At 70.9% G+C, this 15117-nt stretch carries 11 protein-coding genes and 2 pseudogenes; 8 read left to right on the top strand and 5 right to left on the bottom strand.

The window, feature by feature from the left end; genetic code table 11:
* Window positions 1-1080: S1 family peptidase (locus O3Q52_RS32500; RefSeq protein WP_269652258.1), on the bottom strand; the 1080-nt coding region annotated here is incomplete at its 3' end.
* A gap of 185 nt (window positions 1081-1265) precedes the next feature.
* Between O3Q52_RS32500 and O3Q52_RS32495 the strand changes: the two genes are divergently transcribed.
* The 6 genes from O3Q52_RS32495 to O3Q52_RS32470 all read left to right on the top strand — a co-directional run bounded on the left by O3Q52_RS32495 (window position 1266) and on the right by O3Q52_RS32470 (window position 9384).
* Entirely contained in the window at window positions 1266-1679 is a 414-nt protein-coding gene (locus O3Q52_RS32495; RefSeq protein WP_269652257.1) for a PaaI family thioesterase, read from the top strand.
* A 251-nt stretch (window positions 1680-1930) separates the two neighbouring features.
* The gene (locus tag O3Q52_RS32490; RefSeq protein ID WP_269652256.1) at window positions 1931-2626 is read left to right on the top strand and encodes a type 1 glutamine amidotransferase domain-containing protein; all 696 of its coding nucleotides are present in this window, start codon (window positions 1931-1933) and stop codon (window positions 2624-2626) included.
* A gap of 483 nt (window positions 2627-3109) precedes the next feature.
* Window positions 3110-3325 (top strand): hypothetical protein, encoded by a 216-nt coding sequence (locus tag O3Q52_RS32485; RefSeq protein ID WP_055617627.1) that lies wholly within the window; start codon window positions 3110-3112, stop codon window positions 3323-3325.
* A 107-nt stretch (window positions 3326-3432) separates the two neighbouring features.
* Window positions 3433-4239 (top strand): HlyD family efflux transporter periplasmic adaptor subunit, encoded by an 807-nt coding sequence (locus tag O3Q52_RS32480; protein ID WP_269652255.1) that lies wholly within the window; start codon window positions 3433-3435, stop codon window positions 4237-4239.
* Window positions 4240-4283: 44 nt separating this feature from the next.
* Window positions 4284-6500 carry an NHLP family bacteriocin export ABC transporter peptidase/permease/ATPase subunit gene (locus tag O3Q52_RS32475; RefSeq protein WP_269652261.1) on the top strand — a complete coding sequence of 739 codons (2217 nt, stop codon included), beginning with the start codon at window positions 4284-4286 and terminating at the stop codon, window positions 6498-6500.
* 115 nt (window positions 6501-6615) lie between these two features.
* The gene (locus tag O3Q52_RS32470; RefSeq protein ID WP_269652260.1) at window positions 6616-9384 is read left to right on the top strand and encodes an NHLP bacteriocin export ABC transporter permease/ATPase subunit; all 2769 of its coding nucleotides are present in this window, start codon (window positions 6616-6618) and stop codon (window positions 9382-9384) included.
* A 22-nt stretch (window positions 9385-9406) separates the two neighbouring features.
* On the opposite strand, the pseudogene O3Q52_RS32465 reads toward O3Q52_RS32470, so the two are convergent.
* Both O3Q52_RS32465 and O3Q52_RS32460 read right to left on the bottom strand, forming a co-directional pair.
* A pseudogene (locus O3Q52_RS32465) lies at window positions 9407-9892 on the bottom strand (SRPBCC family protein); the annotation flags it as partial.
* Window positions 9889-10218: pseudogene (locus tag O3Q52_RS32460) on the bottom strand (alpha/beta fold hydrolase); the annotation flags it as partial. The pseudogenes O3Q52_RS32460 and O3Q52_RS32465, both read right to left, overlap by 4 nt.
* Between O3Q52_RS32460 and O3Q52_RS32455 the strand changes: the two are divergent.
* Together O3Q52_RS32455 and O3Q52_RS32450 are read left to right on the top strand one after the other, a co-directional pair.
* Window positions 10130-10339, top strand: a complete 210-nt coding sequence (locus O3Q52_RS32455; RefSeq protein WP_269652254.1) for a hypothetical protein — start codon at window positions 10130-10132, stop codon at window positions 10337-10339. The pseudogene O3Q52_RS32460 and the gene O3Q52_RS32455 overlap by 89 nt on opposite strands.
* A gap of 120 nt (window positions 10340-10459) precedes the next feature.
* Complete coding sequence (locus O3Q52_RS32450; RefSeq protein WP_269652253.1) at window positions 10460-11968, top strand: MFS transporter; 1509 nt, start codon at window positions 10460-10462, stop codon at window positions 11966-11968.
* Window positions 11969-12067: 99 nt separating this feature from the next.
* On the opposite strand, the gene O3Q52_RS32445 is transcribed toward O3Q52_RS32450, so the two are convergent.
* The gene (locus O3Q52_RS32445; RefSeq protein WP_269652252.1) at window positions 12068-13357 is read right to left on the bottom strand and encodes an MFS transporter; all 1290 of its coding nucleotides are present in this window, start codon (window positions 13355-13357) and stop codon (window positions 12068-12070) included.
* Window positions 13350-15059, bottom strand: coding sequence for an ABC transporter permease subunit (locus O3Q52_RS32440; RefSeq protein ID WP_269652259.1), 1710 nt, complete (start codon window positions 15057-15059; stop codon window positions 13350-13352). Before O3Q52_RS32440 ends, O3Q52_RS32445 begins: the two co-directional genes overlap by 8 nt.
* Window positions 15060-15117: the final 58 nt, after the last annotated feature.

The raw sequence follows: 15117 nt of genomic DNA, 5'->3' as shown, positions 1-15117 counted from the left end.
CAGCGCGGTGGTCACCGGCTGGAAGAAGGTCTCGCCGCCGACGGTGCAGTCGCCGCTGCCGCCCGAGGTCAGGCCGATCGCGCTGCCGTCCGCGGTGAACAGGGAGCCGCCGCTGTCGCCGGGCTCGGCGCAGACGTTGGTCTGGATGAGACCGGTGACCGTGCCCTCCGGGTAGTTCACGGTGGCGTTGAGGCCGGTGACCTCACCGTCGTTCAGGCCGGTGGTGCTGCCCATCCGGATGACGGCCTGGCCGACAGCGGCCTCCGCGGCCTGGGTGATCTCCACCGACTCCTGGCCGGTGTTCACCGTGCTGGGTGCCTCGGTCGCCGGGTCGTCGTACTTGACGAGGGCGAAGTCGCCGTCACCGGGGAACGTGGCGGCCTCGACCGTGCCGATCGGCGCGCCTGCCTCGGAGTCCGACCACTCGGCCGCGGCGACACCGCAGTGACCCGCCGTCAGGAAGGCCGGGGAGCCGTCGTCGGCGACGACGTTGAAACCGAGCGAGCAGCGTGCGCCGCCGCCGAAGATGGCGTCGCCGCCCTCGACGAACGTCTTGAACGTGCCGGCGGACTTCTTGATGGTCGCCATGCCCGAACCGAGGCTCTTGACCGTCGACTCGAGCGTGTCCCAGTTTGCACCCGTGACGGTGCTGTCGGCGGTGACCTGGATCTTGTTCGTCCTGGGGTCGACGGCCCACGAGGTGCCGGGGATGGTCGCGTCGGCCTTCAGCGTCTGCGAGGCCGCCGTGAGCTCCTTCGTGCTGTTGTCGACCTGCTGGACGACGGCACCGGCCTCCTCGGCCTGGACGATGACATTGTTGTCGTCGCCCACGACGTTGATGATGAGCTGCTGCTTGCCCGAGTCGTAGTACGCACCGGCATAGGCTTCACCGAGCAGTTCGGCCAGCTGCGAGGCGAGGTCGGACGCCTCCGCGGCCTTCACCGTTCTGGGGGCGGCACCTTCCGTCGCATCGGTCTGGGACGCCATCGCGTTGGGCAGGATGAGTGCCGCCGCGCCGAGCGCCACCACGCTTCCTGCGGCTATGACGGCCTTGCGCTTGGGTATCCGCTTGTGACTCAACTTCTTGACCTCCTGGGGACTGGGGGGTCCGAGCCGCCGTCTGGCAGCTGACTGCGGGCGCCTGGATGGCTGTAGGTACGCAAGCGGTGCGTGCGGCGTTCAACGTCTTTCCTCAACTTCCTTTGCGAAAGCATGATTCGGCTGTCCCGGGTGACCCGTCGCCGATGCCGGGGAACAATGCCCGCATGACGCTGACCACCGCTGATGCGGACAAGATCCTCTCGGCGAACTTCGCCCCCTGGGTTCTCGACCTCTCTCTGTCCGTCGAGGAGTTGGGGGACCGTCGGGCGCTGCTGCGGCTGCCCTGGTCCGATCGGCTGGCCCGGGAGGGCGGCTCGCTGTCCGGGCAGGCCCTGATGGCCGCGGCGGACACGGCGACGGTGATCGCGGTGTCGGCGGCGCGCGGCGCGTACGGGCCGATGACCACGGTCCAGCAGTCCACGACGTTCCAGCGCGCGGTCACGGACGCGGACGTCCTGATCGAGGCGGTCGTCACGAAACTGGGCCGCCGGATGGCCTTCGCCGACACCACGATGACCGCGGAGGGCACGGAGGAGATCGCGGCCCGCGCGAGCACCGTGTACGCGCTGCTCGGCTGATTCGCGGCCCATTTGCCGGACCCGTAACCGTTCCCGACCTGGATCCGCCCATATCCGCTCCCTGCCGGGATCCACCCGTATCCGTTACCCGACCGGGATCCGCCGCCCACTCCCATTGCGGGTGACGAAAGGCCGACATTCGGGCGCACCGACGGCCATTCGGGTCTATTCCCGTGATGCCATTGGAAATCCGATGCCCTCCAATGGATCCCCTATTGGATCTCCGTGTCCCGTCGGCCTACCTTCGAGGCATGGCAAAGATTCTTTTCGTAGTGACCGGTACCGACTTCTGGACCCTCGCGGACGGCACCAAGCACCCGACCGGCTTCTGGGCCGAGGAGGCCGTCGCCCCGTACAAGGCGTTCAAGGCGGCGGGGTACGAGGTCGTCGTGGCCACCCCGGGCGGCGTCGTGCCGACCGTGGACCGGGGCAGCCTGGCTCCCGAGTTCAACGGCGGCGAGGAGGGCGCCGCCGAGGTCGCCGCCGCGCTCGGCTCGTTCGCCGAGCTGCAGCACCCCATCCGTGTGGAGGACGTGGACCTGGACGAGTACGCGGCCGTCTTCTACCCCGGCGGCCACGGCCCCATGGAGGACCTCGCCGTCAACGCCGACTCGGGCCGGCTCCTCACTCTCGCCCTGGAGTCCGGCAAGCCGCTCGGTGTCGTCTGCCACGCTCCGGCCGCGCTGCTGGCCGCCACCAAGGAGGACGGCTCCAACGCCTTCGCGGGCTACCGGCTGACCGGCTTCACCAACACCGAGGAGACCCAGGCCGGTTTCGCCGACAAGGCCAAGTGGCTGCTGCAGGACCGGCTGGTGGAGGCCGGCGCCGATTTCCAGGAGGGCGAGCCGTGGGCGCCGTACGTGGTCGTCGACCGCAACCTCGTCACGGGCCAGAACCCCGCCTCCTCCGCACCGCTCGCCGCCGAGCTCCTGAAGAAGCTCGGCTGACGCCACTCCCGTAACAGAGGCCATCGGCTTGCACTCCGCCACCACGCGGTAACAGCCCGTTCGAGCCGGGGAGCGGAATCCCGGCTTCAGCAAATCTGCACATCGAATACGCACCCGGGTCACGGCACGCGGCGAATCCACACAGTGGATCGTCGCGTGCCGCGTCTTTGGAGAGGTGTGCCCGATTCGGGCCGGCACTCTTTGTTGCCGAAATGTGAATCACCCCGGGGACATGTGAAGAAATCGCCACCGAGACGTGCGCACGCCTGCACCGTTGAGTCGATCCGGCTCTCAAATGCCCTGATCACATGGGTCGTTGATTGGATGAGTGGCGCGGCAGCGTGCTTTGATCCATTGCACCGCGGGGGTCGTTCGACGGTTCCCGGTTCCGGGTTCCGGACGCCCGCGGTCGCGGCCGTCCATCTGTCCCCCAGAGGGGGCCGCTCCCCCCTTGTGAATATCAATAGGAAGGGAAGTTCCATCATGAACTCCACCCCCCAGGTTGCCACCGTCGAGATCTCCGACGCTGAGCTCGACAACGTCTCCGGTGGCCTCTCGGTCAACGCGCTCGGCACCGTCACGGGCGTCGTCGACGGCATCGCCCCGGTTTCCGGCCTGGTCGACACCGTCGTGGGCACCGTTGAGGGCGCGACCGGCCTGAACACCGCCCCGGTCACCGGCCTGGTCGCCGGCATCTGATCACTCTGTGATCGCATAGCGTGCCGTGAGTCGCGGAACCGCTTCCCGGTTCCGGGACTTACGGATGTCGTAGTTCGGATCTCATTTCTCGCAGGTGAGGGAAGACCGTGCAGTTCCGCCAACAGGCCCTCGCCAAGCTGCAGTCGCCGGAGGAGCTCGACCTCCCGGTGCGCTTCGCCCGCCCCCAGGGCTGGCTCGTGCTGTTCGTGACGGTGGTCGTCATGGCGGCCGCGTCGGTCTGGGCCGTGACGGGCTCCGTCGCGTCCACGGTGAGCGCGCCCGCCATCCTCACGCACGGGCAGGGCAGTTACCTCCTGCAGAGCCCCGTCTCCGGCCAGGTCACCGCGGTCGTCGCCGAGCAGGGCCAACGGATCGCCGCGAACGCCCCCGTGCTCAAGGTCCGTACGGCGAAGGGCGAGACGGTCGTACGCAGTGTCGCCGCGGGCCGGGTCACCGGGCTCGCCGCCACGATCGGCGCGATCAGCAGCACCGGTCCGAACGTGGCCGCCGTGGAGAAGCTCGCCGACGCCGACGACCCGCTGTACGCGACGGTGTACGTGCCCGCCGAGAACGCCGCCACGATTCCCTCGGACGCGGCCGTCGACCTCACCGTCCAGTCCGCGCCGACCCAGCAGTACGGGGTGCTGCGCGGCCATGTGAAGTCGGTCGACCGGGCCGCCCAGTCGGAGCAGCAGATCGCCGCCTTCCTCGGTGACAGCCAGTTGGGCGAGCAGTTCACGAAGAAGGGCAGGCCGGTGGCCGTCCTCGTCCGGCTCGACCGTTCGTCGGGCACGAAGTCCGGCTACAAGTGGTCGTCGGCCGACGGGCCGCCGTTCCGGCTGAGCTCCATGACCGTGGCCTCCGGCTCGATCCGCCTGGAGGACCAGCGCCCGATCGATTGGCTGCTGCCGTGAGCGCGACCGAGAAGACCGCCACCGCGGCCGGCCGGGAGTCCCAACTGCCGCCGCCCGTACGGGGCCGCCGCAAGGCCACCCCGCCCAAGCGCGTGGTTCCCAAGGGCCGGGTCAAGACCGTGCGTACGCCCACCGTCCTCCAGATGGAGGCCGTGGAGTGCGGCGCCGCCTCGCTCGCGATGGTCCTCGGTCACTACGGACGGCACATTCCGCTGGAGGAGCTGCGCATCGCCTGCGGTGTCTCGCGCGACGGTTCCCGGGCCAGCAACCTCCTGAAGGCCGCGCGGAGTTACGGCCTGACGGCCAAGGGCATGCAGATGGACACGGTCGCGCTCGCCGAGGTGCGGGCTCCGGCGATCCTGTTCTGGGAGTTCAACCACTACGTCGTCTACGACGGCATGGGGCGCCGCTTCGGCCGGCGCGGCGTGCACATCAACGACCCCGGCAAGGGCCGTCGTTTCGTGCCCATGGAGGACTTCGACACCAGCTTCACCGGTGTCGTACTGGTCCTGGAGCCGGGTCCGGACTTCAGGAAGGGCGGCCGCAAGCCCGGCGTCATGGGCGCCATGCCGGCCCGGCTGCGCGGCACCTCGGGCACGATGCCCGCCGCCGTCCTGGCGAGCCTGCTGCTGGTCGCGGTCGGCGCGGCGGTGCCCGCGCTCAGCCGTACGTACATCGACATGTTCCTGATCGGCGGGCAGACCTCGCTGCTCGGGGTGCTGTTCTCGTCGATGGGCGCGACGGTGCTGCTGACGGTCGTGCTGACCTGGCTGCAGCAGACGAACCTGCTGCGCGGCCGCATCATCTCGTCCACGCTCAGCAGCGCGAAGTTCCTCCGGCATCTGATGCGGCTGCCGGTCACCTTCTTCTCCCAGCGCAGCCCGGCCGACCTGGTGCAGCGTCTCCAGTCCAACGACGCGGTGGCCGAGACCCTGGCCCGGGACCTCGCGGCGGCGGGCGTGGACGCCGTGGTCGTCGTCCTCTACGCCGTGCTGCTCTACACGTACGATCCGCAGCTCACGGCCGTGGGCATCGGCGTCGCGCTGCTCAACATCGTGGCGATGCGGGTGGTGATCCGGCTGCGTGCGACGCGTACGGCCAAGCTGCGCGCCGACAGCGCGCGGCTGACCAACACGGCGTACACGGGCCTGCAGTTGATCGAGACGATGAAGGCGACCGGCGGCGAGGAGGGCTACTTCCGCAAGTGGGCCGGACAGCACGCCACCACACTGGAGGAGCAGCAGCGGCTCGGTGTGCCGAGTGCCTGGCTGGGTGTGGTCGCGCCGACCCTCGCGACGCTCAACAGCGCGCTGATCCTGTGGATCGGCGGTATGCGGGCCGTGGAGGGGCACATATCCATCGGTCTGCTCGTCGCGTTCCAGGCGCTGGTGACCCGCTTCACCGCGCCGATCACCCGGCTCAACGGGGTCGCGGGCCGCATCCAGGACTTCGCGGCCGACGTGGCCCGCCTCAAGGACGTCGAGAACTTCGCCGCCGACCCGCTCTACTCGCGCCGCGGCGGGGGCGACAGCACGCGCAGGCTGCACGGCCATGTGGAGCTGGAGAACATCACGTTCGGCTACAGCCCGCTCGACAAGCCGCTGTTGTCCGGCTTCTCGCTGACGGTCGGCCCGGGCCAGCAGGTGGCCCTGGTCGGCGGCTCGGGCAGCGGCAAGTCGACGGTGTCCAGGCTGATCTCGGGGCTCTACGCGCCCTGGGAGGGCGTGATCCGTATCGACGACCAGCGTCTGGAGGACATCCCCCGCGGCGCGCTCGCGGCCTCCGTCTCCTTCGTCGACCAGGACGTCTTCCTCTTCGAGGGCTCCGTCCGCGACAACATCGCGCTGTGGGACCCGTCCATCCCGGACGAGGCCGTGGTCGCCGCGCTGGAGGACGCGGCCCTGTACGACGTGGTGATGCGCCGCCCGGGCGGTATCCAGAGCCGGGTCGAGCAGGACGGCCGGAACTTCTCCGGAGGCCAGCGTCAACGCCTGGAGATCGCGCGGGCGTTGGTGCGCAGGCCCAGCATCCTCGTGCTCGACGAGGTGACGAGCGCACTGGACGCGGAGACCGAGCAGCTCGTCATGGACAACCTGCGCAAGCGCGGCTGTGCCTGCGTGGTGATCGCGCACCGGCTCAGCACCGTGCGCGACAGCGACGAGATCGTGGTGCTCCAGCACGGCACGATCGTGGAACGCGGGCGTCACGACGCCCTGGTGGCGGCCGGCGGCGCGTACGCCGAGCTGGTCAGGGAGCGATGAGATGACGTCCGCGTACCCGCAGAACCAGCAGAACCAGAACCAGCAGTATCAACCGGACGAGCAGCACCAACAGCCCGCCACCGAGGGCGACTACGTGCTCGGCGCGCTCGGCGGCATGGGAACCCCGGTCGACGGCTCCGGCCTCACCCGTCTGGACCTCGAAGGGCCGCACGTGCTGTGGCTGGTCGTGTCCGGCGCCATGGACCTGTTCGCGGTCGACGCCGCCCAGCAGGGCCACTGGCACCACCTCGGCCGCCTCGAAGCGGGCTCGCTGCTGCTGGGCCCGGTCGCGGGACCCCAGCACACGCTGGTCGGCAGGCCGCTGCGCGAGTGCGTGCTGCGCCGGATCGCGCTGCGCGAGCTGTACCAGCCGCCGCAGACCGAGACCTGGACGTACGACGCGTACGGCAACCCCCAGTACGTCCCCCCGGCCACCAGCCCACTGGAGTACGCCCTCTCGCTCGGCGTCGGCCGGGGCCTCGCCATCCTCTTCGAGGCGCCGCTGGCGACCGAGCGGGACGCGGCGCTCACGGACGACGACGTGCTGTGGATGCAGGTGCCACCGGGCAGTGTGCAGTACGGCTCCATGTACGGCGCCGAGGCCGCGGCGGACCTGCTGGTGGACCCCGCGATGTGGCAGGCCATGGTCGACCAGCAGTACCGGCTGCTGGCCACCCTCGACCGCTGGATCGAGCAGCTGGAGCGCACGCACGAGACCCGCACGGCAGCGGGCATCAAGGCCGGCGAGGCCGTCCGCGCGCAGGCCGACCGGACGCTCATCGCCTCCATGTCCAAGCGTTCGGGATCGGGGCCGGGGGCGGCGGACGCCGATGCCACGTACGCCGCCTGCAAGCTCGTCGCGCACGCCGCCGGGATCACTCTCGCGGACCCGGCGCAGGGCGGCGCGGAGAGCGACCGGCTCGACCCCGTCGAACAGATCGCGCTCGCCTCCCGGGTCCGGGTGCGTGCCGTACGCCTCGACGGGCGCTGGTGGCGCGACAACATCGGCCCGCTCGTCGGGCACCGGGTCGCGTCCGGCGCCCCGGCCGCGCTGCTGTGGCGACGCGGCGGGTATGTGGCGGTGCATCCGTCGAGCGGTCGTGAGACACCGGTCGAGAAGGCCAACGCGGCGGAGTTCGAACCGCGGGCCGTCATGTTCTACCGGCCGCTGCCCGAACGCCGGCTGAGCCCGCTGCGGCTGCTGCGGTTCAGTCTCCGGGGCACCGGCGGGGACATGCGCAACCTCGCGCTCAGCGGTCTGGTGACGGTGGCGCTCGGTGCGCTGGTGCCGATCGCGACCGGCAAGGTGCTCGGCGAGTTCGTGCCGAAGGCCCAGGAGAGCCTGATCGTCCAGTTCTGTCTGGCCATCATGATCGCCAGTGTGGTGTCCGCCGCCTTCATGCTGATGCAGAACCTCACCATGCTGCGGCTGGAGGGCCGTATCGAGGCCACGCTCCAACCGGCCGTGTGGGACAGGCTGTTGCGGCTGCCGACGAAGTTCTTCACCTCGCGCTCCACCGGTGAACTGGCCAGTGCGGCCATGGGGATCAGCGCGATCCGCCGGCTGATGGCGGGCGTCGGCCCGGTGGTGGTCCAGTCGGTGACGGTCGGCGCGATGAACCTCGCGCTGCTCTTCTGGTACAGCGTCCCGATGGCGCTCGCCGCGATCGGCATGCTCGTCGTCATCGCCGGGGTCTTCCTCGGGCTCGGCCTGTGGCAGGTGCGCTGGCAGCGCCGGCTGGTCGTACTGAGCAACAAGCTCAACAACCAGGCCTTCCAGACCCTGCGCGGTCTGCCCAAGCTGCGGGTCGCGGCGGCGGAGAACTACGCGTACGCGGCCTGGGCGGGCGAGTTCGCGCGCAGCCGTGAACTCCAGCAGCGCGTGGGCCGGATCAAGAACCTCACGACGGTGCTGGGCGCGGTGTATCTGCCGCTCTGCTCACTCATCATGTTCATGTTGCTGGCGGGTCCCGCACGCGGTTCGCTGTCGGCCGCCGCGTTCCTGACGTTCAACACCTCGATGACCATGCTGCTGACCTCGGTCACCCAAGTGACGGGTGCCTTTGTGTCGATGGTCTCGGCGCTGCCGATGTTCGAGGAGATCAGGCCGGTCCTCGACGCGACGCCCGAGGTGCGGGTGGCGAGTACGCGCCCCGCCGAGCTGTCCGGAGCCATCGAGGCGAAGAAGCTCTCCTTCCGGTACACCGAGGACGGTCCGCTCGTCCTCGACGACGTGTCCTTCGCGATCCGGCCGGGCGAGTTCGTGGCGGTCGTCGGCCCCAGCGGCTGCGGCAAGTCCACCCTGCTGCGCCTGCTCATCGGCTTCGACAAACCGGTCTCGGGCAGCGTCCTGTACGACGGCCAGGACCTGGCGGCCCTCGACCAGTCCGCCGTACGCCGTCAGTGCGGTGTGGTGCTCCAGCACGCGCAGCCCTTCACCGGGTCGATCCTGGACGTCATCTGCGGCACCGAGCCCTACACGCCTGAGGAGGCGATGGCGGCGGCCGAGATGGCCGGTCTCGCCGAGGACATCAAGCGCATGCCGATGGGCCTGCACACGATCGTCTCCGGCAGCGGCGCCGTGTCCGGCGGCCAGCGTCAACGGCTGATGATCGCCCAGGCGTTGATCCGGCGCCCGCGCATCCTCTTCTTCGACGAGGCGACCAGCGCCCTGGACAACGAGACCCAGCGCACGGTCATCGAGAGCACCCGCGCCCTCAACGCCACGCGCGTGGTGATCGCGCACCGCCTGTCCACCGTCATGGACGCGGACCGCGTCATCGTGATGGAGGACGGCCGGGTCGCCCAACAGGGCCCGCCCGCCCAGCTGTTGGCGGACACGGGCGGGCGGCTGCACGAGCTGGTGCGACGCCAGATGCAGTAGCCGGGCGCGGCAGGGTCCCGAGTCAGGTGTCCAGTCCCGGGACCGGGGCTCCCGAGGGGACGCCTGCCTCGACGTACGCCCGGTAGACCTCCTGCCAGGGCGCACCGGCACCCGCGTGCGGCCCGCCGAGGGAGGCTCCGCGGGCGTGCGCGTCGAGGGCGGAGAGGCACACCTCCCAGCCGGCGCCGTTGCGGGCGGCCGTGTTCTCGGCCTCCAGGACGTTGGTGAGGGTGAAACGGGTGCGCTTCTCGTCCAACTCCTCCAGATCGAAGTGCAGTTCGTCGCCGCCCCAGCTGAAGGAGAGGTGCCGTGGCACGTCGACCGCGAGGACTCGCCCGGTGGAGTCCTCCATGTTCGGGTCGTCGCCGAACCTGATCGTGCCGCCCTCGCGGAGCTCGATCTCGACGCGGGAGGGGAACCAGTGGGCCAGTTCCCCGGGCTCGGTGACGAACTCCCAGACACGGTCGACGGGGTGGTCGTAGGTGCGGGTGAAACGGACGGCGGGGCGCCGCCCCGCGCGTACGCCTCGGCCACCTCGGCGAAGAAGGCGCGTGCGGGGTCGCCGTCGGGCAGGACGTTCACGGCGGGCGGCTCGTGCGCGATCAACCCGACGACCGCCTCCGGATGGCGGGCGGCCAGCGTGAGGCCGATGATCGCGCCTCCACTGTTGCCGAACACGAGGGCACGGCCGCCCGCCAGACCGTCGATGAGCGCGCGAGCGTCAGAAGCCTGCCGGGACAGATCCGTGAGCGCGTCGTCCTGGCCCGTGCTGCGGGAGTTGCCCCGCCGGTCGTACGTGATCACGGTGAAGGCGTCCGCCAGCTCCTCGGCGATCCCCGCGAAATACCCGGCGTCACCCCCTGCGCCGCTGATCAGCAGCAGCGCGGGCCCCTCACCGCGCACCTCGTGGTACAGCCCGGCCCCGTCGACCTCGAACATGCCCCTGCGCATGTGAGCCCTCTCTCAGTAGCGAAACTTTGCCGTTTCGATAAAAGTGGTCTAGCCTCAAGGCGTACGAAACGGTTTCGTTTACGTAGCCGTCATGCCGAGCGACCTTCCCTGGAGTGATGCTCCGATGTCCCAGACCGAGACTCTTTCCGAAGGTGCCCGTAAGGGCACACCCGACAAGGCCGGCGCACCGTCGTCGGCGATGCGGTGGTGGATCCTCTCGATCATCGCGATCGCCCAGCTGATGGTGGTGCTGGACGCGACCATCGTGAACATCGCCCTGCCGTCGGCACAGGCGGACCTCGGCTTCACCGACGGCAACCGCCAGTGGATCGTCACCGCGTACGCGCTGGCCTTCGCCTCACTGCTTCTGCTGGGCGGCCGACTGGCCGACCTCTTCGGGCGAAAGCCCGTCTTCCTCATCGGTGTCGCCGGATTCGCCGGGGCCTCGGTGCTCGGCGGTGCCGCGAACAGCTTCGGAATGCTGGTCACCGCTCGCGCCCTCCAGGGTGTCTTCGCCGCACTCCTCGCACCCGCCGCGCTCTCGCTCCTGAACACGACCTTCACCGACGCCAAGGAGCGCGCCAAGGCGTTCAGCGTGTACGGCGCCATCGCCGGTGCGGGCGGTGCGCTCGGACTGCTGCTCGGTGGTGTCCTGACGGACGCGCTGGACTGGCGCTGGACCCTGTACGTCAACATCATCTTCGCCGTGATCGCCCTGGTCGGCGGCTGGATGCTGCTGAGCAACCACCGTGACGCCGCGAGCTCCAAGCTGGACCTGCCGGGCGCACTGCTGGTCTCCTCCGGTCTCTTCGCCCTCGTCTACGGCTTCTCCAACGCCGAGACGCACGACTGGAGTTCGCCGCAGACCTGGGGCTTCCTGATCGCCGGCGGCCTGCTCCTGGCGGTGTTCGCCTGGTGGCAGACCCGTGCCGCGCACCCCCTGCTGCCGATGCGCGTCCTGCTCGACCGCAGCCGCGGAGCCTCGTTCCTCGCCGTGCTCGTGACCGGTGCGGGCATGTTCGGAGTCTTCCTCTTCCTCACCTACTACCTGCAGCTGAACCTGGGCTTCAGCCCGACGAAGACCGGTGTGGCCTTCCTGCCGATGATGGCGGCCCTGATGGTCATGGCCCAGGTCTCCACGACGAAGCTGGTGCCGCGTATCGGCCCTAAGGTCGTCATCCCGGCGGGCTTCGCGATCGCCGCGGTCGGCATGGCCTGGCTGACCGGCATCGGAGTCGACTCCAGCTACTCGACCGACGTGCTGCCGCAGCTGCTCCTGATCGGCGCGGGACTCGGCATCGTGATGCCGCCCGCGATGGCCCTGGCCACGAGCGGTATCGCGCCGGAGGACGCCGGTGTCGCCTCGGCGACGGTCAACGCGATGCAGCAGGTGGGCGGCTCCATCGGCACGGCTCTGCTGAACACGCTCGCGGCGAGCGCCGCCACCAGCTACCTGTCCGGCAAGGACGCCACCGACAAGCTGGTCCAGGCCCAGTCGACGATCGAGAGCTACACCACCGCCTTCTGGTGGTCGGCGGGCTTCTTCGCGGTGGGCGCGGTGATCGCCTTCCTCCTCTACCGCCGTGGGGTTCCCGAGCAGGACGCGGAAGCCGCGCCGGTCGTCCACATGTGACCCTCCGAAAGCCGAGGGGCCGCCGTCTGCAGGGAGACGGCGGCCCCTCTTTCATGTCGGCCTGTCAGTCGGCCACTTGCGTCGGCGGTTCGGGGTGTCTCATTCGCTCGGCACGTGGCGCCGGGGCAGCAGGGCGACCGCCGCCACGGGGAGCACGGCGAGCACCAGCCAGGGCGCGGCCGGGGGCAGGCCCGTGTCCAGGAGAGAGCCGGTGGCCGCGCTGCCGACCAGGACGATCAGGCCGGAGACCGAGGACAGTGCGCCCGTGTAGAGGCCGAGCCTGCCGTCGTCGGCGAGGTCGGGCACCCAGGCCCGGGCGGCGGGCGCGACGAGCATCTGGCCGAGGGTGAGCAGGACGACGTAACCGGCCGCGGGCAGGAGCCCCACGGTTCCCGTCCACGCGGCGGGCCTGGCCACGGCGACCACCACGAACCCGGCCGCGATGAGCAGCAGCCCCGCCGTCATGGACCGGCGCAGGTCGAGCCGGTCCCCCGCCCAGCGCGTGAGAGGCAGCTGGGCCGTCACCACCAGCAGTGAGGAGAGCGCGAACAGCCAGGCCAGCGGCGCCTGCGAGCCCGCCGCGCGCTCCACCTCGACAGGGAGGAGTTGGTACAGCTGGTTGTACGCCAGCAGATAGGCGCCGTACGCGCAGCACAGCGCGAGGAAGCCACGGTTGCGCACCAGCCGCCGGACGCCACCACGGCTCCGCACGCGGGCCCGGCCCGGGATGTGCTGCGGCAGCAGCCACGCGTGCCCGGCCAGGACGAGTACGAAGACTCCGGCACCGGCGAGACAGACCGCGCGGAAGTCCACGGCCAGCAGCAGCGCGCCGATGAACGGGCCGAGGAACGCGCCCGCCTGGCCCGCCACGGTGAACAGGGCGAGTACGTGGGTGCGCGGGCCCTCCCCCGCCTCCTCCCGGCACACCGCCTGCCGGGCCACCTCCGACTCGACGGCCGGCGAGAACAGCGCGGCGGCGAAGCCGATCAGGAGGACCGCTCCGACGACCGCCCAGCTCGCCTCCGCGAATCCGAGCCAGCCGAATCCGGCGATCCGCAGCACACAGCCGGCGAGCACCACCGGCCGTACTCCGTACCGGTCCGCCAACGCCCCGCCCACCACGAACAGCCCCTGCTGGCTGAAGGTCCGCAGCCCCAGCACCAGCCCGACCATCCAGCCCGCCATGCCGATCGCCGTGCCCAGGTGCTCCGCGAGGAACGGCAGCACCACGTAGAACCCGACGTTGAAGGCGAGCTGAGTGAGGATCAGCAGCCGGAGCAACGGAGGCAGAGAGGCGAAGGTCCGCAGCGAGGCAAGGATCCTGCGGCGGGGGCGGCCGGACTCCGTACGGCCGTCGGGAGAGGCTCGCGGAGGCGATTGCTCAGGCATCGGACGTCACGCCTTCGGCCCGGACCGGCCGGGCGGGGTCCTGCGGTCCGGGCCGCGTCGCCGTCGTCCTCTCGGTCTCTGTCTCGGTCTCGGTCTCTGTCTCGGTCCCGGTCTCGCCGGTGTCGCGTCGGCGTGCGCGACGCGACCGCCCCGGCCACCGCACCCCGCCTCCACCCGTGACGGCCACCGCACCCAGCAGGGCGAGTGCGGCGGCGGGAGCCAGTACCGCCCAGGGGGCCCGTTCCGCGTACGGCTGGTTCTCGGACAGGAGCAGGCCCCACTCCGGGGACGGCGGTTGCGCGCCGAGGCCGAGGAAACCGAGGGCCGCGAGGGCGAGGGCGACGCCCGGCAGGCGGAGCAGTGCGTGGCTCAGGACCGGGGGCAGGACCGCCGGGAGGAGTTCGTGGCGGAGCAGTTGGAGCGGGCCCGCGCCCAGGCCCCGAGTGGCCGTCAAGTGTGTGGTGGCGCGCTCCTGTTGGAGCAGTGCTGAGGTGTGGGCCGCGAGCGGCGCCCAGGCGACGGCGGTCACCGCGAGGGCCGGGGTCGAGGGGCCGCTGCCCGCGACGCCCGTGACGAGGAGGGCCGCGAGGACCGGCGGTACGGCGTTGACCGTGTCGACGAGCGGCGCGGAGAACCGTGGCAGCAGACCCAGCAGAACGCCCAGCAGGAGCGCGGCCGCGCTCACGGCGACGGCCAGGGCCAAGGTGCTCAGAGCGCCATGGCCGACCCGTGCCAGCACATCGCGCCCGAGCCCGTCCGTGCCGAACGGGTGTGCCCAGGAAGGGGATCGGAGGCGGGTGTCGGTGTCCAGCCGCAGCGGATCCCGGGCAAGGCCCAGTGCGACGACTGCGAGCAGCAGTGCGCCGTACAGCAGGGGCAGAGTCGTGGGGCGGGGCGGTGTCGGGCGGTGCAGCGAGGAGAGCGCGCCGTCGCGCAGGGCCGGGCCGATCAGGAGCCGGGCCGTGAGCCTGGTGAAGCCTCCGGCGGCCACCGCCAGCAGGACGAGGGCGAGGGTGCCCGCCTGGAGGACGGGCAGGTCCTGCGCCACCGCGGCCTGGAGGGTCGGCCGTCCGAGGCCGGGGATGTCGAAGACCTGCTCCACGGCGACCGCGCCGCCGGTCAGGCCGACGACGAACAGGCCGAAGTTCGGGAGCAGTCCGGGCACCCAGCGGCGCAGTGCCTGACGGGCGATGCTCCGGCCCGGGACTCCGCGCGCGGCGGCCGCCAGCGCCCACTGCTCGGCGAACGCGCCCGGCAGCAGGTCGTCGAGCATCCGCCCCAGCAGCGCGCCCGCGGGCAGGCCGAGCGAGAGCGCGGGCAGCACCATCCACTCGGGCCCGTACCAGCCGAGCGCGGGCAGCCAGCCGAGCTGCACGCCGACGACGGCGGCGAGCACCGAGGCGGTCAGGAAGTCGGGCAGCGTGGACAGGAGCGCCGATCCGGTGCCCGCCGAGCGCCGGCCGTCGAGCCGCCGCCCCGCACCGAGCCGCAGCGTACGGGCGCACACCACCCCCGCCGTGAGCACCGCGACGGCCAGCGACCCGCCCATCAGCAGGAGCGAGACCCCGAGCGCCTGGAACACCGACGGCGTGACCTCCGCGCCGGAGATCCACGACCGGCCCGCGTCACCGTGCAGCAGCCCGCCGAACCAGTCGCAGGGGTTGTAGAGGCCGTCCTCGTCCTGGATCAGTGTCCCGGACATCGCGCAGATCTCCAGCAGCCGGTGCCAGTCGGTGCTGTTGCGTGCCAGGCGGGAGACC

It is taken from the genome of Streptomyces sp. ActVer, from assembly GCF_027270795.1.
Lineage (GTDB): Bacteria > Actinomycetota > Actinomycetes > Streptomycetales > Streptomycetaceae > Streptomyces > Streptomyces umbrinus_A.
Note: the sequence above shows the minus strand (reverse complement) of the source record. Positions and strands in the feature narration are given on the sequence as shown.